This window comes from Veillonella montpellierensis, from assembly GCF_947090115.1.
GTDB classification, from domain to species: domain Bacteria; phylum Bacillota; class Negativicutes; order Veillonellales; family Veillonellaceae; genus Veillonella; species Veillonella montpellierensis.
Map to the genome: position 1 here is coordinate 73,785 of NZ_CAMUMS010000007.1, position 21,492 is coordinate 95,276.

The window sequence follows — 21,492 nt, forward strand, 5'->3', positions numbered from 1 at the left end:
TGTATTAGGGGCGTATCTTCTGTAGTAGGCATGATAGATTTTGTATAGATGAAATTAAAATAGAAAGTTTATGTAAGACAGTCAATACAGATAAGGGAGCATGGGACAATGAACGTTGTAGAAGCACGGCAATCAATTGAGCAAAAACTACTGATACAGTCCACAGCGTTGATGAGTTTAGTTGCCATTAGTGGTACGATTATGGGGATTGTTACGGGATCGAGTGCCGTATTACTAGATGGAGTATTTTCTTTTGTCGACGTAGTCATTAAGGTCATGATGCTGATGACATCAAAATTAATTGCTCGCGAAACGAGTAAGCGATTCCAATTTGGTTTTTGGCAATTTGAACCATTGGTGTTGGCCGTAGAAGGTTTATTTATTTTAGTCATCGTTTTATACGCTTTATCAAGTGGTGTTACCGATCTTTTGAATGGGGGCCGTGTAGTAGATTTTGGGCCAGCTATCTTTTATGCCATCTTTTTTACCATTGTTGATGCTGCGTATTACTTGTATGTACATCGCATTAATAAAAGTTTGCAATCAAATCTTATCAAGTTTGATAATATTAGTTGGTCCGTTGATGCGTGGCTAGAAGCGGCTATATTAATTAGTTTTGTTGTGGCGGCTGGATTAGAATTTACGGACTATGCAGTGTATGCTAAATATATAGACCCGATTGTATTAATCGTATTAGCGTTACAAATTTTGCCATCGGCTATCAAAATACTCATTCCATCGACAAAACAAATCTTAGGATATGCACCGCCTGCATTGCATGATGAAGTGCAAACGATTATGGATGAGTTCATGCAGCGGTATCAGTTTAAAGACTATGTGAGTAGTGTTCAAAAATATGGAAATGCTCGAATTATTGAAATCGATATTTTAATTCCTAAAGACTTTCCACAACAAAGTATTGTTGAATTGGATCGCATTCGCAATGAAATTGATGCAGAAATTGGAGGTAATCCTACTGAAAAATGGGTAACCATATCATTTACTGCTACGAAACGATGGATGGCAAAGGATTATTTGCTAGATGAAGAGGATGATTGAGGATAGCAATGATGACAGAATGTTACTGTCTATCGATTGGTATAGGTTCCTAGATGACGAAGGGGGTTAGATCGGCTACTAGTCGAAATAAGTAGTTTATGGTAAACTAAAATGTAATTGGATATTTCCATTAAGAGGCAGATAAATAAAAGAGGGTTTGTATATGTTAGATATGAAATTCGTCCGAGACAATTTGGACGTAGTGCAAGTAAATTTAGATAATCGTCACACAAAAGGTGATTTAGAAACATTTGCTACATTATATGATGAACGCAAAAAAATTATTTTAGAAGTAGAACAGTTAAAAGCAACACGCAATGCAGTTACTGCTGAAATTAGTCAATTAAAACGCAATAAAGAAAATGCAGATGATAAAATTGCAGAAATGCAAAAAGTAGGGGAAACAATTGCCCAATTAGATGATCGTTCCAGAAAGGTGGCCGCTTCATTGCGCGATGTAGCACTTCGCTTGCCTAACATGTGCGATGCTACAGTACCTGTAGGAGCAGATGAAAATGATAATCCTGAAAATCGTAAATGGGGCACACCACGGGTATTTGATTTTGAAAGTAAAGCCCATTGGGATCTAGGTGAAAGCCTTGATATTTTAGATTTTGAACGGGCAGGGAAATTAAGCGGTGCTAGATTCACCATTTATAAAGGCTTAGGTGCTAGATTAGAACGGGCATTAATTAACTTTATGCTTGATTTACATATAGAAAAACAGGGTTACACGGAAATGATGACCCCTTATATGGTAACGCGTGAAACATTAACTGGCACAGGGCAACTTCCTAAATTTGAAGAAGATATGTTTAAAATTCATAGTGATACGATGGATTACTTTTTGATTCCTACGGCAGAAGTAACTTTGACGAATTATTATAGTGGAGAAATTTTGAAAGCAACCGATTTACCAAAATATTTTACCGCTCATACAGCTTGTTTCCGTGCAGAAGCGGGTTCAGCTGGTCGTGATACAAGAGGACTCATTCGTCAACATCAATTTAATAAAGTAGAAATGGTCAAATTAGTTGATCCGAATACATCGTGGGATGAATTAGAATCGTTGACCCATGATGCAGAAAAAGTATTACAATTATTAGAATTGCCATATCGTGTGATTACTCTTTGTACAGGAGATATCGGATTTGGATCTGCTAAAACATATGATATAGAAGTATGGATGCCAGCACAAAATAAATATCGAGAAATTTCTTCTTGCTCTAATATGACAGACTTTCAGGCACGCAGAGCGAATATTAAATTCCGTCGTGGGCCAAAAGAAAAACCTGAATTTGTTCACACCTTAAATGGTTCCGGCTTGGCCGTAGGTCGTACTGTGGCGGCGATTTTAGAAAATAATCAGCAATCTGATGGATCAGTCGTGATACCGACCGCCTTAGTGCCATACATGGGTGGATGCACAGTCATCCGACCAAATAATAAGTAGTTGTAGTGTCAACTATTGTAGTTAGCAAGAAAGTATGAAAGTGTATATATATGAAATTTTTTATTGATACAGCGAATATTGAAGAAATTAAAACAGCCTATGCTATGGGATGTATTAGTGGTGTTACCACCAATCCATCGTTAATTGTGAAAGAACATCGTGATTTACAAGCGGTCATCAAAGAGATTTCTCAGTTAGTTGATGGCCCAGTCAATGCAGAAGTTATAGGAACGACAGCGCTTGAAATGATTGAAGAAGGTCGTGCAATTAGTCAATGGAATGATAATGTGGTCGTAAAAATCCCGATGACTAGAGAAGGGTTACAAGCTGTGTCCGTTCTTCATAAAGAGAACATTCAGACAAATGTAACTTTAATATTCTCTGCGAATCAAGCTTTATTGGCGGCCCGTGCTGGTGCATCTTATGTAAGCCCATTTGTAGGTCGCATTGATGATATGAGCATGGATGGCATTACATTGATTAAAGATATTGCACAGATTTTTCAGTTACATAACATTGATACTGAAATTATTGCAGCCAGTGTGAGAACACCACTTCATATAACTCAATGTGCTAAAGCGGGTGCTCATATTGCGACAGTACCTTATCAAGTCTTGATGAAAGCCTTGACACATCCATTGACAGATGCAGGAATTGCTAGATTTTTAGAAGATTGGCATACAGCAAATCAATAAGTGTATAATAGAATTAATGAGTGTGTACTAGGACTAAAATACTATAGTGATTGTACTATAGAGAATTAATGATTATATACATAAGCATATGCTTGAGGAGGCAAATTATGGATCGTTCTTTATCATTGGAATTTGTTCGTGTAGTAGAAGCTGCTGCATTAAATAGCGCTCGTTTGATAGGCCGTGGTAAGAAAGATGAAGCTGATGGGCTAGCAGTTGATGCTATGCGTCAAATGTTTGACACTGTTAACATTACGGGAACAGTGGTTATTGGTGAAGGTGAAATCGACGAAGCGCCTATGCTCTATATTGGAGAAAAAGTGGGCCGTGGCGGTGAAGTCGTTGATATTGCTGTGGATCCTATTGAAGGTACTAATTTGATTGCTAAAGGCCAAAATGGTACCATCGCAGTATTGGCCATCGCTCCGAAAGGATGTTTATTACACGCACCCGATATGTATATGCAAAAATTATGTGTAGGTCCACGTGCGAAAGGTGTTATTGATTTAGACGCATCAGTAACAGAAAACTTAACACGAGTAGCAGAAAAGATGGAACGTAGTATTGATGATATTACTGTTGTTATGTTAGATCGTGAACGCCATTATGAAATTATGAAAGAATGTCGTCAAGCTGGTGCCCGTATTCGCCTTATTACAGATGGCGATGTAAACCCTGCTATGGAATGTTGTTTTGAAGGTTCTGGTGTACATATGGTAATCGGTACAGGTGGGGCTCCAGAAGGTGTATTAGCAGCGGCCGCCTTGAAATGTGCTGGTGGCGATATGCAAGCGCGATTACTTCCAGAAAATGAAGAACAAATTGCTCGCTGTCAAGCCATGGGAATTACCGACGTCAATAAAGTGTTGACCTTGGATGACTTAGTTGGCGGCGATGATGCAATTTTTGCTGCCACAGCGATTACACCAGGTAATATTTTGAATGGTATTCGTACATTTAATGGTGGCATGAGAACACATTCTGTTGTTATGCGTTACAAAACAGGAACTACTCGATTTGTAGATACAATTCATAATTTAGATAAGAAATTAAAAAATTTGAAAGCTAAATAATTGATAATGGTATCAAGTGATATGCTAGAGTGAGTATCATGAAATGATAGTGTAACTGCATTTTATGATACTCATTTAGATAATAAGGATAATGCGGACTGTACACATAGGTGTCTACAATCCGCATTATTAGTTTGAACACGTGCACTAGTACAAACGTGTTAAGTATAGAAATATTAACGATTAAGTTGCTCAGTGGGGTACAGTATATATTCCTTATGATATGCGTTATACATTATATACTATGTATAGTACTACAATCATAGTACATATTTTTTGTTTTAATGAGATGTATAAAAAGATATAATCAAGACTCATCATTGCATGAGCAATATTACTAAATGAGGTCTATAAGCTATTAGTTTGATGTATATAGGTGAGGAACATCGTCACAAGGATTCCTTTGGAAATTAAAACGCATAATACTTGATGATACGAGTCAAATAATAGTATACTATAATGTAGTGAATTATGATGAACAAACTGAAACGTTACTATAGAAATGGGATTAAATAGGAGGAACTCTGTTGGAAAAGCTTGTTATTAAAGGTGGTAATCAATTAAAAGGTAGAGTACGCGTTAGTAGTGCAAAAAATGCCGTCTTACCAATTATTGCGGCTACTATGTTAGCCACAACTCCTAGTACGCTACTAGAAATCCCAAAATTAGATGATGTGTTTACGATTTGCGATGTCATTGCATCATTAGGTGTGCGTGTGACGTTTAATCGCGATACAGATGAAATTAACTTTGATGCTTCGCAGTTAACCGCTATTGAAGCTCCTTATGACTTGGTTCGACGCATGCGAGCTTCTTTTTTAGTAATGGGGCCACTCTTGGCACGTAAAGGAGAAGCTAGAATTTCTCTACCTGGCGGGTGTGCTATCGGTAGTCGACCTATTGACCTACATTTGAAAGCGTTTGAAGCACTAGGCGCTACCATCGAATTAACTGAAGGATATGTGTATGCCCATGCACCAAATGGATTACGAGGCAATACAATTTATCTCGATTTCCCAAGCGTTGGTGCTACGGAAAATGTTATCATGGCGGCCACATTAGCAGAGGGAAAAACCATTATTGAAAATGCAGCCGAAGAACCTGAAATTGTCGATTTGGTGACCTATTTGAATAGTATGGGGGCCAATATTAAAGGGGCTGGTACTAACATTATCCGCATCCAAGGGGTTAAAGAACTTAGCGGAGCGGTACATACGGTTATTCCAGATCGTATTGAAGCGGGTACCTATCTGATTGCGGCAGCTATGGCTAGTGGCGATGTGTATGTGGAAAACGCTTTGTCAGAACATTTAAAACCAGTGGTGGCTAAATTAAAAGAAGCTGGTGTTACCGTAGAAGAAGATGTAGATGGCATTCGCGTCATTAGTGATGGAAACCTCAAAGCGGTTGATATTAAAACATTGCCATACCCAGGATTTCCTACGGATATGCAAGCGCAATTTATGGCGCTAACAACGATTGCTACAGGTACTAGCTCTGTGACAGAAACTGTATTTGAAAATCGGTTTATGCATGTGGAAGAATTGCAAAAAATGGGAGCTCACATACGCATTGAAGACAGAAAAGCCATCATTGATGGGGTTGATCACTTGACAGGTACCCGTGTTCGCGCCACCGACTTGCGAGCTGGAGCAGCATTGGTATGTGCAGGCTTAGCGGCCAAAGGCTCTACTGAAATTGATCATTTACATCACATCGATAGAGGTTATGATGATTTGGTAGGTAAATTGAAAGGGTTAGGTGCTGACATTGTTCGGGTGGACGAATAAGAAAAAAGCGAAGACTCTAACCATAGACGATAGGCGTAAAGCACGACGAGCAAGGCAAACACAAATGATTGCTAAAACAACGCCACAAATGACCATGAAAAAAGAAACAAAAAAATACAGAAAATCTCTTTTCGATATTGTAAGTCGTGTAGCTACCTATGATGTGGGCATTGATTTGGGAACAGCCAATGTGTTGATATATGTAAAAGGAAAAGGTCTTGTCTTAGATGAACCAGGTTACGTAGCACGAGATATTCACACAAAGGAAGTCTTAGCAGTTGGTAAAGAAGCGCAACATATGTTAGGACGCACACCGCAAGGAGTGGAGGTTATTCGCCCAGTACAGGCGGGCGTTATTGCCGATTATGATACTACTGAATTTATGCTACGCTATTTTTTAAAAAGTGTAGTATCTATTTCTGCGATTATACGACCTAGAATTGTAGTATGCGTGCCATCAGGTGTTACACCGGTGGAAAAAAGAGCGGTCTTAGAAGTGTTTTTGCGAGCCGGTGCTAAGAAAACGGTACTCATTGAAGAACCTTTAGCAGCTGCGTTGGGAATAGGCTTTGATACTGTGAAAGAAGCAGGTGCTATGGTAGTAGATATTGGTGGTGGTACTACAGACATTGCCGTAGTATGTACTACGGGCATTGTTGTGAGTGAATCATTACGCTTAGGTGGCGATATGTTTAATGAGTCGATTATTCGCTATATCCGTCGAAAACGCAAATTAATTATTGGTACCTGTGCGGCGGAAGCATTGAAAATATCTATTGGTACCGTAGATCGCCATGCGAAAAGCAATGAAATGATTGTTCGTGGTCGCGATAGTGCTTCCGGATTGCCAAAGGCAATTATGGTTACGTCTAGCGAAATTCAACGAGCTGTAGAAGGACAAGTCATGACTATTATAGAAGGTATTAAGCGGATTTTAGAAAAAACACCACCAGAATTAGTGGCTGACATTGCCGATCATGGTATTGTCTTAACCGGTGGTGGTGCTCTTATGGATGGCTTAGATCGATTAATTACACGAATCGTTGGAATCGCTACGTACTTAATGGACTCACCACGCTATGCAGTGATTAAAGGAACGGCTAAGGCTTTGGAAGAAATGTCTGATTTACGAGATAGTCTAGATGAATTGCAATAAGTATAGTAGTTTATGAAATCATAGGTTAATTAGCTTACTTATTACTACCAATGGATTACAATAAATTTTTATTTGTTGTAATCCATTTATATATAAGTACTTATACTATTTCGTTTGTATTCTATGACGATTAAGCGTGGCGTATATAAAATAACTCTAGTATAGAATTATTTTTTGCTATATAATGTAATATATGGTACTAATTATAGAGTGATAAGTTTTATAAGTATAATACATATAAGTTCATCATGTTATAGCCTGTATGGGTATGACTGGAGGTATATATGAAAAAGAATATAATTATGGCGGTAGTAGCCGTATTGACTGCTATTGGGATTATGCCAGCTATGGCACAGCCAGTGCAACAATTTACAGTATTAAGTGGAACTGTAGCCACAGTATTACCAGTAGGTACTGCTGTCACAGAAGGTGATACATTACTCACCATAGAAACATTAGCAGGTCCTATGGCAGGTGCAAAAGCCACTGTAGATGGCGTTATTAGTGCTGTAGAGGCACAAATAGGATCTTCCGTAGAACGAGGTCAAGTAGTTGTTACTATTGAAAGTAAATAGAGGGGAGAAATAAGAATGAAATTACCTCATTCTTTGCGTCGGTATGGAAAAGGTGTACTGGCGCTTTTCTTCTGTTGGTCTGTAGCGGCACAGGCGCAAGCTGTTGATTTTATGCCTGTGGCTGATGTAAAAACAGGCATGGAAGGAATTGCGAAAACTGTACTTGTAGGAGATACAATCTCTACATTTAATGTCAAAGTATTAGGCATTATGAAAGATAAAGGGCCATCAGGAGATTTGATATTGGCAAAATTTTCAGGTCCTGTTATGGATAAAACAGGGGGTATTGCGCATGGTATGAGCGGTAGTCCTGTATACATTAATGGAAAACTAGTCGGTGCCGTAGCCTATGGCTGGGGATTTGCAGATGGTACGATTGGCATGATCACACCGATTGCGGATATGGTCAAACTGTGGAATATACCCTACGAAAAAGAAATGGCCCATCAATGGCAAGATGGTCAATTAATTCCTATGGGGACACCGTTAATGGCCTATGGATTTGATCGTGATGCATTGGATTATATGGCGAAGAAACTACCACAATATCATTATGATATGTATGATACGGCAGCGGCCAATGGAGATGATGTGGTTAAACCTTTGGTTCCTGGTGGATCTGTAGCAGCATTATTAGTGGATGGCGATTTGAAATTAGGTGCAATTGGTACCGTTACCTATGTGGATGATGATAAAGTTGTTGCCTTTGGACATCCTTTCTTAAAACATGGTAGCACTAATTATTTCATGCACAACTCTAGTATCTTTACGGTAGTAAAAAGTGTGGAATCAGCTTTCAAATTAGGATCTATGGGTGCTGAAGTAGGATCGGTTGTCGAAGACCGTGGTAGCGGTATTGCTGGTACGGTAGGTCGTATTCATGCAGGAATTCCTGTACGTATGGTCATTCGCGATTTAGATACAGGCAAGGAACGAACTGCCTATGTAAAAGTTATTGAATCTAGCGATATGACGCCATCATTAGCATCCACATCGTTATATACATTTTTAAATAAAACCTTAGATAGATCTGGAGCGGGAACGGCGACCATATCATATACCATTACGCCGCGTAATACGGGGATTGTTCCTTTTACAAGAAAAAATATGTTCTACTCTGCGGATTCTATTAGTATTAAAAGTGTAGATGAATTTTATAATGTCATTGATGTACTAATGAATAATCGCTTTATCGATTATGATATTTCTGATATTACGATTCATGTAGATGTGATGGAAGACAAGAAAACGGCTAAAATTGTTGATGCCACCGCATCTCCTGTCATCGTTTCACCAGGCGATACGATTTCTGTTAATGTAAAATTATATCCATTTAGAGGCACACCATTTACAAAAGAAGTGCTATACACTGTTCCTAAAGATCAGCCATTGGGTGATGCCGTGTTAGAAGTACGTGGTGGTGGTGTTGTACCATTGCCATATGTATTTGAAAAACAAAAATATAATTTAACAGATGAAATTATTCGGCGCTTGAAAACGTATAAAGATTTTAATGAATTTTATAAGGAATTATTGACAACTGACTCGAATCAACAAATAGTAGTTGAAATTTTAGACTCTGGGGTTAGCATGGTAGACAGTGAAGGCACATCCTCTAAAAAGACTGCTAAAATCGATGGTGTGGAATCAAATAAATTACCAGGCACTATTACTAAAAAGGGAAATAAAGATAATTTACATAAGGATACAAAAGAGGAACGAACCTATGTGAATACAGACTATATTATTCAAGGTGATGGTCAGTTTAACATTCAAGTTATGACGCCGGATAAGCGAGATAAAATGTTGGCGAAAAAGAAAAAAGAAGCAATACAATTGGCAAAAATGAAATTGGAAACATAACTTGATAAGACGTATCCGATAAGCGAGGAGGCTTTATGCACTGGTTAGAGGTAATTGGTCGTTGGACATTAGAACGATTGGAACAAATAGGTAGTGCTATGTTACTTGTAGTAGATACCTGTAGCCAATTAACAATGATTAATTGGCGTCATACAATACAACAAATGGCATATCTAGGCGTGGATTCCTTGCCGATTATTAGCTTGACTTTAGTGTTCGCCGGTGCAGTTATGACGTTACAAATGGCAGATGTATTAATTACCTATGGTGCCCAAAGTACTGTAGGTGGTATTATGGCCATTGCTATGGGACGTGAATTGGGCCCCATTTTGGTGGGCGTCGTGTTAGCAGGCCGTGTAGGGGCGGCCATTACTGCTGAATTAGGTGCTATGAAAGTAACTGAACAAATTGATGCGTTACGCGTGATGGCTACGAATCCTATAGGATATTTGGTAGTTCCTCGCGTTGTTGCCTGTATGATTATGGTGCCAATTTTATCATTCTATGGCGTCTTGATTGGCGTTGGCGGTGGTTGGTTTGTAGCTACCTATATAAAAGGATTAGCCAGTCTAACCTATACGACGTCGATACAAAATTTGGCGGTGATAACAGACTTAACATATGGCCTTATAAAGGCGAGTGTGTTTGGTGCGGTTATCGCTCTCGTAGGTGCTTATAAAGGAATGTATACTGGCAGTGGGGCTAGAGCAGTAGGTAATTCTACGACTAGTTCGGTGGTGACGAGCATTATTTTAATCTTTATATTAAATTACTTTTTATCCGTTTTATTATTCTGAGGTTCATTATGATTGAATTTAAAGATGTAGTCATGGCATATGATGAGCGGGTTATATTAAATCATATTAACATAACAATTTTAGATGGAGAAACAGTCGCTATCTTAGGCGGTAGTGGTAGCGGTAAAAGTACGTTGTTACGCTTATTAATAGGATTAGTAAAGCCTACATCGGGACAGATTTTAGTGGATGGACACGATATTACACATATGTCTGAAGCGGAATTTAATCGAGTACGGCAACGGATGGGTATGGTGTTTCAATATTCTGCACTCTTTGACTCCTTAACGGTAGGTGAGAATGTAGCATTTGGCTTAGTTCGTGAAGGCCACAGAAGTGCTGATGATATTGCTAAGATAGTAAGAGAAAAGTTGGATTGGGTCGGACTAGCAGGGTATGAAACATATAAACCCAGTGAACTATCAGGGGGCATGAAAAAACGCGTTAGCTTGGCGCGAGCCATTGCTTTTGACCCTATGTTGATTTTATATGATGAACCTACATCAGGATTAGATCCAGTAACCTCGAATGCTATTAGCATGCTGATTCGTAATATGCAAGAACGATTGAATTGTACGTCTGTTGTTGTGACGCATGATATGAAATCGGCGTTTTATATAGCGGATCGGATTGCTTTGTTAGATAAAGGGCAATTCATAGAAGTGTCGAAGACGAAAGACTTTCAACAATCTACGAATGTTCGCGTACAGCAATTTATTCATGGTGATATAGCGTTCGAGGAGAACTAAAAGGGGGTATACATTCGTGCCGATGACAACAGAAGCTAAAGTGGGTATCTTTACATTAGCAGGCATTGTATTATTGATTGTGACCATATTGTTTGTAGGGCGTGTGTCATTATTCCATGAACCACAGATGACATTAGTGGGAACGTTTTCTAATGCATCAGGATTACAAGCAGGAAGTGCCGTCAATTATTCTGGCGTGCGTATCGGTAAAATTGACCGAGTTGATATTGGTACTTCAGGTGTTGTGATTACGATGACGGTAGATAAAAAAACGCTGATACCGACAGATTCTACATTCACAATTGAGTCCGATAGCATTTTGGGCGATAAATTCATACAAGTACAACCAGGAAAGGCGACGACGTATTTTCATGATGGCGATCATTTTAATGGCCACGTAGATGATATGAAGCGTGCTTTTAAAAAAGTGGAAAATTTAATTGACAGTAGCGATAAGACATTAAAAGCTATTAATGGCATCATTGGCGATCACGAAACACAAGGCGCTTTGCGAGATACATTGCGCACGACATCGACGATAGCTGATAATATGGCTATGTTAACGGCACAGATGAATAGCGCACTGGCACAAAATTCAGGAAATATCAATCAGATTACTTCGAATATGGTTGAAGTCACTCGTAATGTGAATTCTTTAACAACGGAATTAAATCGGACAGCGACACAATTTGATCATGATGGACAAGCTGGACAGCAGATGCGACAAATATTAGATAATCTAAAAGATACTACAGATACTGTAAATACAATGGCGCGTTCTATGTCTACCATAGTGGATGATCCACAAGCACAGCGCGATATTAAGGAAACATTACATAATACGGCACAAATTTCTAAGCGGATTAATCAATTGACTGGAGGCAGTGCGTATAAGGATTCTACCACAGCGACGGTTGATGAAGGTGAATACATGAATACGAAGAATCGTGGAGCCATGTGGTCAGAAAACTCCGTAGAATTGCTATATAATTCTCATAATCATAGATATGGAGTAAATGGTAATGCAAGACTATTTTTAAGAAATGGAATGCTCGAGATAGGTGCTTTTAACATAGGCGATAACACATCATTGAATGCCAATTATGGTAAATTCTTAACTGACCGATGGTTGCTTCGAGGTGGTTTATTTGAAGGCGACTTAGGTGCAAGTCTCGATTATGGTGTAGGTACTCCTTTTTCCATTTCGGCGGCGATGATTAATCTTAATCATCAACGGTATCGGATTCGTAGCGAATATAAATTGTTTGATGATACGTATGGTATTATACAAATTACAAGGCCCTATAGTGATCCCCTAGGAGGAAACTATTTTGGTGTTAAACATGTATTTTAAGTGAAATGGAGATGATGAATGTGCATAAGAAAGCGGCCACATTGGCACTTATATTATCGATAATGACCACTAGTGCATTGGCAGCGCCTAGAAATCATACAAGTTTAGAAGATTACCAAGAGAAGGCGTTACACATAACACAACAAGTGGTAGCTGATAAAGTAATAAGCGACAAGGCAATCCCTCAGGTGGTTACTTTGGATGAAAATCGTGCTGTCGCATGGACCCTTCAAAATAATCGCTCTATTAAAGAAGCAAACTGGTCTTATGAAGCGGCAAAAGCGGGTGTACGTGTGCAAGGGGCAGCAAAAAATCCTGTAGTTACCTACCAATATAAAGCTAGCAAAATGCAGACGACGGATGTGCAACCTATTGATACGGCAGCTAGTCATGCCTTGGATATACAGGTTCCTCTGTATACCGGCGGCAAGATAGAATCAGCTCTTGCTAGTGCGCGATATCAACGGGAAGGGGCACAAGCTGCAGTGGTAGAAGCAAAACAAGCAGCTAAATTAAAGGCCGTTACAGATTATTATGGACTGATAAAAGCAAGAAATAAGATCAATATAGCACAACAGGCTTTGCGAGATTATGAAGGTCATTTATCGAATGTGACAGCTCAATATAATGTAGGTATTGTAGCAAGTTCTGATGTGTTGGCTTCAAAAACCAGATTAGAAAAGGCGAAAACTAATCTAGTACAGGCACAACAAGGTGCAGATTTGGCAGAAGCGGCATTGAACATGGTATTGGCGATTCCTGTACAGGTGCATATTGATACTACCGATCAAGAGATGACATATCGACCATATGAAGTGACCTTAGACGATGCTAAAGCCTATGCCTTAGCACATCGAGCTATACTAGTTCAGTCAACGATGCAAGTAAAAGCTGCAGAAGAAGCAATTCATGCTGCTAAAGCGGGAAAATTGCCAGCTGTATATCTCAATGTGGGGGATAGTTTTAAGAGTCAAAACAGTTTGACTGGGACGGATCATCATACAGGATGGCATATTGCAGGACAGGCTAGTTGGAATCTTTGGGATGGCGGTGCTAGTGATGCGGTTGTGGCACAACGAAAAGCTATGTTAGAACAAGTAAAGGAACACAATTTAGCTACCATTGATTCTATTTTGTTAGGTGTGCAACAAGCCTATCTTACTATGCGTTCTACAGAGCAAATGATAAGCAGTACTAAAACAGCTGTCGAAGAAGGACAAGAAAACTTCCGTATTGCCTCTTTACGATATCGGGCTGGTGTGGGAACCAATATAGATGTATTAGATGCAGAAACAGAATTAGCAAATGCACGAAATCGCTATGTAGATGCATTATATGACTATAACGTTAGTGTAGCTACATTGGAACAAGCAATTGGCATTCCTGTAGAGACTCGAGTGGCTAACGGAGCAGATTTAATTCGTTCTCATAACATGTAGATAGAGTGGCGTAACAAATGCTCTATAGTAGAATAGATATACTAAAAAGACTATTGCCATAGATAACTATGGTAATAGTCTTTTGTGTAGGTATGTATCTGTAGATGGAAACACCTTGATAAGGCTACTATGATAAAGAACTTAGCAGATGGAGAAAGTAATTGATTATAGCACTCACATGTGACGTAACTCGATTAGACATGGTTACATCGTATTAGCGCGCATAGAAGGTAGAAGTACGATACGAATGGTTGTCATCTATATTTTTATCTACACATTTTGTAAGTCGGTCATAGTATAATAGAGTATAGGATGATATATAACTGTAACGCTTTTCGGGATAGTGACTAGGTGATGTACATGGATCGTGATTAGGAAATGTACATGGACTGACGTATCACCTTTTAGCCTATGAAGATTCCAATTTGTATTGGCAGTGATAAAAAATAATATTCCGTGATAGTCACTACGCACTATATATAGTACAATAAAAGATAATGATGATTATAATGATTGTTGGAACTAGGTCAGTTAAAAATATTAAGTATAGACAATCACAACGATAAAGATAAGAAATCTATGACTAGAAATGTCATGTAAGGTATATATATGAAATAAATGCATTCATCGTAGAGGATTGCATAGTGATATAAGGTGTTAATAAAGGTGTGTGATAATATGAAACTAGGAAATACACGCTCCATCGCTCTAGCAGTGGCTGCTATCTTGACGTTGACAGGGGGCATTACGATAGCAAAGCCAGCACTAGAAGTATATGTAACACCATTAGTGCAAGAACAATTAAATACCGCTGTAAATGGGACTGTTACCTATGACAGTTTACGACTTGATTGGCGTGGACAGGTTCATATAGATAATGCACGTATACAAGACGCAAAGAAACAAGAAATTATGAGCGTTAAGGATATTCAAGTCGCATTATCGCCGAGCATGATCATTGATATTATACAAGGCAAGAAAACGATGACAGCTCTTATCTCTACAGTTACTATTTCTGATGGAGATCTACAAATTTGGCAAGAAAAGGACTCTTCCTGGAATGTAACACATCTTATACGTTCCAATGATGAGGATACATCGTCGGATTTCAGAGGACGCATATTGTTTGATACTATGCATGTTCACATCAAGCCCCTACAAGGACATGCCTATGATGTAACCAATGTCAGTGGTGGCGTTGATTTGTCGAATATGCCAATCATAGATGGGGCAGTAGAAGCTACGCTGGATAACAAACCTATTACAGTACGTGGAACTATCACTATGAATGATGCTAAGGATTTTGATATATCGATTAAGGGCGATAGTATTCACAGTACGTATGTCAATGATTTTATTGGTGATACCATACCGCTTAGCGTAAAGCGCGGTTCACTCGATGATATAGCTGTACATGCAGTACGAACTAATAATAATTTAAAATTATATGGTTCTGTAGTGCTTAATGATGTAGATGCTGTATATGACACTACCTATAGGATTCATGATGTACATGCTCATGTGCGACTAGATGATCAGAAGATTATTCTTTCAAACACAAAAGGTAGTGTTAACGATCAAGCTATTGGACTCGATGGAGTGATTACGCTGCAAGATACGGCGAATAGTGCATTGAATCTTAATGTGTATACCACTCATTTTGATGTAGCACAATTCGTGGATACGCCGATTCATGGATTAGTGGATGGGACACTACATATTGGTGGCACTACAGTCTCGCCGACTGTAGATGGGCATATTACATCTGATTCTATACAATATGAGGGTATAGGATTAGATCGATTATCGGCAGATGTTATGTATGATAATCATGTATTGAAAGTCATTAATGGGCAAGCGTCTATCGGCAATGGATTAGTCGAAGCCGAGGCTACGTATCATACGGATACAAGTGAATTTTCTGTGGCTGCTGTGGGAAAATCATTAGATTTGTCAAAGTTGCAAGATATCACTGGCTATGATGTAACGGGCATAGTGAATGGTCATGTTATGGTAACAGGTCGAGATGGACAGCTTACTTACATAAATGGTACCTTACATGGAGAGGCTATATCGTATGATTCTTTTACTTTCGATACAGTGGATGCTAGATTTGAGGGATCTCCTAATGCCTATACATTGACATATCTAAATGGAACTATAGATAATGGGGCGATTACTGGTTATGGCACTTGGAATTATGGACAAGCCCATATGAATTTCACCGGTCACAATCTACCACTTTCTATAGCTAGTAAGATGACAGGACATCAATTGGCTGGAACGGGTACCATTACAGGGACTTGGACGGGTACTGTAGATAATCCATCTATACAAGCGAAACTGTCTGCCAATGATATTGGCGTTGATCAAACTCGTTATGAACGTGCTAAATTAGATCTCTTCGTCAAGGACCACGTGCTCCATGTAGAAAAAGGAGATTTGTTAGATGCCACTGGCTCTCATAGCGTAGCAGGCACTATAGACCTAACTGGTACGCAATCGATTGATATGCGCTTAGACACAGACAATGTGAGAATTGAAAACCTTATATCACCATTTACAGATATACCAATGACAGGTTGGTTATCGATGCATAATCATATTACAGGCACCTTGCGTGCACCAAAAGTAGATGGATATGCTCATATGTGGGAAGGCTCTCTATATGGCAAGTTGATTACCGATGCACGTACTACATACGGTTATGAACAAGGAAAAATTACTGTATACGATGGCACAATAGATGCGTATGGATCAAAAATTTTTGTTGACGGTATAGCTAGCAAAGATAAATTACATATTAATTTATTGGGAGATGCGATTGATATAGGGCGTTTCTTGCCTCGTACGTCAGTAGATATAGATGGAAAAATTGCGATGCAAGGCACCGTAAGTGGTACTATGGAAAAACCTATTTTTGAGGGAACTGTAAAATCACGGTCGTTGATGATAGAAAATACGGCTCTTTCTAATATGGTGGGACAGATTCATGTGGATCCTACTGTGGTGCATGTGGAAGATATCTCTTTCGGCGATGAAACTACAGGTTACTATCATGCTACTGGGGGTATGACATTAGGAGATGCGATAGAGAAAAATCATATATTTGGAAAAGCGACAGTACAAAATGGTAATATTTCGCGCATAGCTTCAATGGTAGGGCAACCGTTAGAACGGGTCGGTGGACAATTATCCGGCACGATTGACGTAGATGGCACCGTAGAAAATCCGTCTCTTACCGTGTGGGGAACGGTAGATCATGTTACCTTCGGTGATAGGCTAGTTGGTAATGCTACGATTGATGTGGGATTATCGAACCATATATGTAAAATAAAGAAATTGTCGTTGCCTATTGGCAAAGGTATGTTGGCTGTAGGAGGACAAGCCGACTTGCGTGGTGAATCGAATCTGCAAATCGCTATGAAAGATGTTGATGCAGCGTATATAGCACCATTACTAAGTCAGTCACCACTTGATCTAACTGGCACGATTAGTATGATTACTAATATAACGGGACAAACCAAGAATCCGCATATGGAATTTTCTGGGGAAATACAAAATGCATCGTATCAGCAGATAGGCATTGACCGGGCCTATGTATTAGCAACGATGGAAGATAAAGTGATTCATGTGAATCAGATGGTACTACAAAAAGGACCGTATAAAGTGAAAGCCTATGGCAAAGTGCCACTTCATGCATTATATACGAGTGAGTATCTCTCTCCTGGAGATGCAGAGGGAATTGATATGATGCTTGATATGAATGATGCTGATTTGGCAGTATTACCACTTAGTTCCTCTTTGTTTACGAAAGGAAACGGTAAGTTAAAAGGCACCTTACATGTAACTGGTTCCTATGAACAACCAGAAGTGAACGGTTCTCTTAGTATTACTAATGGTTCCTTACACATAAAAAATGTGGCTAATGATTTAGCGAATATTAATGCTAACCTCGTATGTAAAGGTAGAAATGGAGACTTTCAAATGGAAGGCGCCATGGGGAAAGGCAACATGGGTGCTACTGGACACATTGAGTGGATGGGTAGAACCTTAACAGCCTATACGGGCGGTATTCAGCTTGATAAATTAGATGTGGTAAATGAATATATAAAAGGTCCATTGAATGGGGAATTATATATAACTAAGACAGATGATGGCCCTGTAGTAAAAGGCGATATTAATCTAGAACATACAACTATTAAGGTTCCTCTCACGTTGACCAGTGACACTGCTACATCTAATATAGCCCTTGATGTAAGTGTTCATGCAGACGATAAAGTGCGCCTCTACGATCCAGTTTTATACGATATGTTGGTTACTGGGGATGTACACTTTGGAGGTACATTAGTAGAACCGCGCTCCGATGGTCAGTTTACGGTTAAACGGGGCAGTGTTAAATATTTAAATAATCGCTTTACCATTAATAAAGGCATGGCTAATTTCGGAAATAATTCTTTATTGCCTCATCTCTATATGGAAGCAAGTACAGAAAGGTCTAATTATCAAATCTTTATGAAAGTAGATGGTACGGTTGATGCATTGAAAATGAATTTGTCGGCAAAACCGACATTGACACAGAATCAGATTGTATCATTGTTGACCTTCGGTCATGATCGAGGAATTACAAGAGGGGTAGGGCGAGATGATGCGGACTCCTTATTATCAGAAGGATTGCAAATGTTTGCCTTTGGTTATGTAGAAAATACAGTGCGAGATATTACAGGACTCGATACGTTCTCGATTACAAATGGGGCTATGGGCTTTCAACAAGAAGATGATAAAGACGTGGCTGGTTTTTATAATTTGGAAATCGGTAAATATATTATTCCTAATGTATATCTTAAATATAGTCGCGGCATTAACAATGATAACTATTCCTACAGTATACAGTATGATGTGTCGAAACATTTTGCGCTTAGTGCATGGACTAACTCTGATAAGAATCGATTTGTAGGCATGAAGTGGAGTAAAGAATTTTAAAAGATACTAGGATTGTAAAAATCATTTGTACTTCATAGAATGTGTATATACTATACGAAATGCTATATAGGTCCTATGAATTGGGGATATACAATCTGGTATAACATGGACTCTGGGAAAGTTTGTGAAATAGCGATTTTGTAGATAGCAAGCCATGATGTAATGGAATACATGGACCAGATGAAACTATAATTTATCAAGAATTGCTAATTATATGAAGTGAGAATGTTCCCAATGAAATAGGGATGTGCTATAATGTAAAAGATTAAGATATCATTCATTGAGGCTTACTAATAGTTATTATGATAGAATATAGTATGTTACTATATGTTAAAGTTTAGGAGGATTTGCATAGATGCTTAGAAAAAGAGCCTACAAGAACGTGTTGACAGTTGCTGTGGTATCAACATTGATGGGAGCGGGCACCGCATGGGCCGCTACACCATCCAGTAATCATGTGCCAAGTATGGATACAACAACAGATCATAAAGCATTAAATAATGTGGATGTCATGGCGGCTATTACTGAAGCTCGTGGCAATGTAACGCCAATCGATGGTAAGCCAGCTAATGTAACAGTTGATAATTCTGCTTTATCTACAGCGGATACAGAAGTGACGGTTATTGCTAAAACAACAGGTAAGACTGATTTGGAAAAAGCAAAAATGGAGGCTGCCTCTACAAAAGTTGTAGGCGTACAAGCAAAATATATCTCGGCGGTGACGGATGAATTGTTAACACCGTATGTGGGAAAAACAATAGCTTCTTTTTCCATAGATGGGGTTACTCAAGAAGCAGAGCAGAAATTGGTTGCTGGGTTGCATCAAAAAATTGGTGATGCTCTTAGTATTGATGGTGTAAAGAATGATATAGTATCTATCGGCAATCGAGGTATATTTTCGGAAGTAAATCCGATTATAACGGTGATACCAGAAGGTGTTAAGATTACTTACAAAGTAACATCAAACCCTATCGTACACAGTGTTGCTTTTGAAGGAAACACTATTTACACAGATGAAGCCTTAACTAATTATATGGCGTTAGAGCCAGGCAACATTCTTAATACGGTTACGGTGGGCGAAAAAATACAAGGTATTAATGCAGCCTATAATCGTGATGGCTATATGCTAGCTCATGTATCGGGCATTCATGTGGATAAACAAGGCACTCTACATGTAGGCATTGTAGAAGGCATTGTAGAAGACATTACGGCTGCTGGTAATAAGAAAACGAGAACGAAAGTTATTACTCGTGAATTCAATCAAAAAAAAGGCAAGCCTTTCAATAAATTCTTAGTACGCCGGTCGGTAGAAAAAGTGTACAACCTAGGATTTTTTGATGATGTTAATGTTCGATTGTTAGAAGGTAGCGATCCATCAAAAGTTATCCTTGAAACAGATGTACTAGAACGTAAAACAGGAACTGTTACTATTGGTGCTGGTTATTCAGAATCAGATGGGTTAACAGGCATTTTAGAATTAGGGGAAGATAATTTACGTGGTACAGGCGATAAAGTTAAACTTCATTGGGAATATGGGGGATCTAATAAATACAAAAATTATCAAATCTCCTATTTACATCCATGGCTAGATGATAAAGCAACATCGTTAGGTGTGAATGTGTTTAGTCGTACGAATGAATACAATGACTATGATGCAAAAGGCGCAGCTGTTGCAGAATATAATAAGAAAACAACAGGGTTTAATGTATCCTTAGGCCGTCAAACGGGAGAATACACACGAGATTATTTAACCTTAGAAAGTCGTGACGATAAGTATATATTTGACCCTAAGAGTAACAGTGCGAACGGGTTTATTTATACTAAAAACTATGGAGACCAAGAAACACCAGATACCCATCCGGCTAATCAGAAAGATAAGAAAGCACTTAATTTTAAAGATATGAATTATGTGGGTAAAAATTTTGGTCGCACGAATAGTATTACATGGCAGAAAATTTTTGACTCTCGTGACAATGTGTATGATGCCACACAAGGTAAGCGTTTATCGGCAGCAGTGCAATGGGCTACGCGTGTCCTAGGGGGTAATTTTAATTTCTGGAAATTCACTGGTGAAGCACGTTTCTACCATAAAGTAAGAAAATCACAAGTGATTGCACTTCGTGGTCGTATCGGTTGGATTCAAGGCAGCAGTCCATACTCTCAATTATTTACCTTGGGTGGTGCCGATTCATTGCGTGGCTATGAAGATGATCAACTTCGCGGTAAAAAAATGTACAATGCTACATTAGAATATCGTTTCCCTATTATTAAAAAAGTAAGTGGCGTATTATTTACTGATATCGGTAGTGCGTGGGATACATCTAATATAATCTGGTATAAAGATACAAAGAGTTTTGAATACTCCTTTGGTGCCGGTGTTCGTGTTATTACGCCAATTGGACCAGTGAAACTTGATTATGGTATTGGGAAACATGATAAAAAATTCCATTTTAGCTTTGGTACACAATTCTAATAGAAAAGTATGGTTAAGAAAGAAGGGCATGTA

The 21,492-nt window shown here is 38.8% G+C and carries 14 protein-coding genes; all 14 read left to right on the plus strand.

The annotated features are described in order from the left end of the window. Window positions 1-108 precede the first annotated feature (108 nt). The 14 genes from P6940_RS04885 (at window position 109) to P6940_RS04950 (ending at window position 21,459) form a co-directional block, all read left to right on the plus strand. Entirely contained in the window at window positions 109-1,059 is a 951-nt protein-coding gene (locus P6940_RS04885) for a cation diffusion facilitator family transporter (RefSeq protein ID WP_038152672.1), read from the plus strand. Between the two features lie 163 nt (window positions 1,060-1,222). Continuing rightward, the gene (gene serS, locus P6940_RS04890; protein ID WP_038152671.1) at window positions 1,223-2,512 is read left to right on the plus strand and encodes a serine--tRNA ligase; all 1,290 of its coding nucleotides are present in this window, start codon (window positions 1,223-1,225) and stop codon (window positions 2,510-2,512) included. Between the two features lie 50 nt (window positions 2,513-2,562). Continuing rightward, window positions 2,563-3,207, plus strand: a complete 645-nt coding sequence (gene fsa / locus P6940_RS04895; RefSeq protein ID WP_038152670.1) for a fructose-6-phosphate aldolase — start codon at window positions 2,563-2,565, stop codon at window positions 3,205-3,207. A gap of 107 nt (window positions 3,208-3,314) precedes the next feature. Beyond that, window positions 3,315-4,280, plus strand: a complete 966-nt coding sequence (glpX, locus tag P6940_RS04900; RefSeq protein ID WP_277293376.1) for a class II fructose-bisphosphatase — start codon at window positions 3,315-3,317, stop codon at window positions 4,278-4,280. A 527-nt stretch (window positions 4,281-4,807) separates the two neighbouring features. After that, window positions 4,808-6,070 carry a UDP-N-acetylglucosamine 1-carboxyvinyltransferase gene (gene murA, locus P6940_RS04905; protein ID WP_277293377.1) on the plus strand — a complete coding sequence of 421 codons (1,263 nt, stop codon included), beginning with the start codon at window positions 4,808-4,810 and terminating at the stop codon, window positions 6,068-6,070. Window positions 6,071-6,134: 64 nt separating this feature from the next. Continuing rightward, complete coding sequence (locus tag P6940_RS04910) at window positions 6,135-7,226, plus strand: rod shape-determining protein (RefSeq protein WP_081658431.1); 1,092 nt, start codon at window positions 6,135-6,137, stop codon at window positions 7,224-7,226. A gap of 284 nt (window positions 7,227-7,510) precedes the next feature. Then, the gene (locus P6940_RS04915) at window positions 7,511-7,801 is read left to right on the plus strand and encodes a hypothetical protein (protein WP_028258147.1); all 291 of its coding nucleotides are present in this window, start codon (window positions 7,511-7,513) and stop codon (window positions 7,799-7,801) included. Between the two features lie 15 nt (window positions 7,802-7,816). Beyond that, window positions 7,817-9,664, plus strand: coding sequence for a SpoIVB peptidase S55 domain-containing protein (locus tag P6940_RS04920; RefSeq protein WP_038152666.1), 1,848 nt, complete (start codon window positions 7,817-7,819; stop codon window positions 9,662-9,664). A gap of 35 nt (window positions 9,665-9,699) precedes the next feature. Further along, window positions 9,700-10,461 carry an MlaE family ABC transporter permease gene (locus P6940_RS04925; RefSeq protein WP_277293378.1) on the plus strand — a complete coding sequence of 254 codons (762 nt, stop codon included), beginning with the start codon at window positions 9,700-9,702 and terminating at the stop codon, window positions 10,459-10,461. A gap of 8 nt (window positions 10,462-10,469) precedes the next feature. Then, entirely contained in the window at window positions 10,470-11,210 is a 741-nt protein-coding gene (locus P6940_RS04930; RefSeq protein ID WP_277288458.1) for an ABC transporter ATP-binding protein, read from the plus strand. Window positions 11,211-11,232: 22 nt separating this feature from the next. Further along, the gene (locus P6940_RS04935) at window positions 11,233-12,564 is read left to right on the plus strand and encodes an MlaD family protein (protein ID WP_277293402.1); all 1,332 of its coding nucleotides are present in this window, start codon (window positions 11,233-11,235) and stop codon (window positions 12,562-12,564) included. Between the two features lie 11 nt (window positions 12,565-12,575). Next, window positions 12,576-14,003: a TolC family protein gene (locus P6940_RS04940; protein ID WP_277293379.1), complete on the plus strand. Its 1,428-nt coding sequence runs from the start codon at window positions 12,576-12,578 to the stop codon at window positions 14,001-14,003. A gap of 678 nt (window positions 14,004-14,681) precedes the next feature. Beyond that, window positions 14,682-18,986: a translocation/assembly module TamB domain-containing protein gene (locus P6940_RS04945; protein ID WP_277293380.1), complete on the plus strand. Its 4,305-nt coding sequence runs from the start codon at window positions 14,682-14,684 to the stop codon at window positions 18,984-18,986. A 355-nt stretch (window positions 18,987-19,341) separates the two neighbouring features. Next, entirely contained in the window at window positions 19,342-21,459 is a 2,118-nt protein-coding gene (locus P6940_RS04950; protein WP_277293381.1) for a BamA/OMP85 family outer membrane protein, read from the plus strand. The last annotated feature ends 33 nt before the right edge of the window (window positions 21,460-21,492 follow it).

Coding starts and splice junctions, on each gene's coding strand:
- P6940_RS04885 (WP_038152672.1), top strand. CDS start 109: ATGAACGTTGTAGAAGCACGGCAATCAATTGAGCAAAAACTACTGATA.
- serS (WP_038152671.1), top strand. CDS start 1,223: ATGTTAGATATGAAATTCGTCCGAGACAATTTGGACGTAGTGCAAGTA.
- fsa (WP_038152670.1), top strand. CDS start 2,563: ATGAAATTTTTTATTGATACAGCGAATATTGAAGAAATTAAAACAGCC.
- glpX (WP_277293376.1), top strand. CDS start 3,315: ATGGATCGTTCTTTATCATTGGAATTTGTTCGTGTAGTAGAAGCTGCT.
- P6940_RS04910 (WP_081658431.1), top strand. CDS start 6,135: ATGATTGCTAAAACAACGCCACAAATGACCATGAAAAAAGAAACAAAA.
- P6940_RS04915 (WP_028258147.1), top strand. CDS start 7,511: ATGAAAAAGAATATAATTATGGCGGTAGTAGCCGTATTGACTGCTATT.
- P6940_RS04920 (WP_038152666.1), top strand. CDS start 7,817: ATGAAATTACCTCATTCTTTGCGTCGGTATGGAAAAGGTGTACTGGCG.
- P6940_RS04925 (WP_277293378.1), top strand. CDS start 9,700: ATGCACTGGTTAGAGGTAATTGGTCGTTGGACATTAGAACGATTGGAA.
- P6940_RS04930 (WP_277288458.1), top strand. CDS start 10,470: ATGATTGAATTTAAAGATGTAGTCATGGCATATGATGAGCGGGTTATA.
- P6940_RS04935 (WP_277293402.1), top strand. CDS start 11,233: ATGACAACAGAAGCTAAAGTGGGTATCTTTACATTAGCAGGCATTGTA.
- P6940_RS04940 (WP_277293379.1), top strand. CDS start 12,576: ATGATGAATGTGCATAAGAAAGCGGCCACATTGGCACTTATATTATCG.
- P6940_RS04945 (WP_277293380.1), top strand. CDS start 14,682: ATGAAACTAGGAAATACACGCTCCATCGCTCTAGCAGTGGCTGCTATC.
- P6940_RS04950 (WP_277293381.1), top strand. CDS start 19,342: ATGCTTAGAAAAAGAGCCTACAAGAACGTGTTGACAGTTGCTGTGGTA.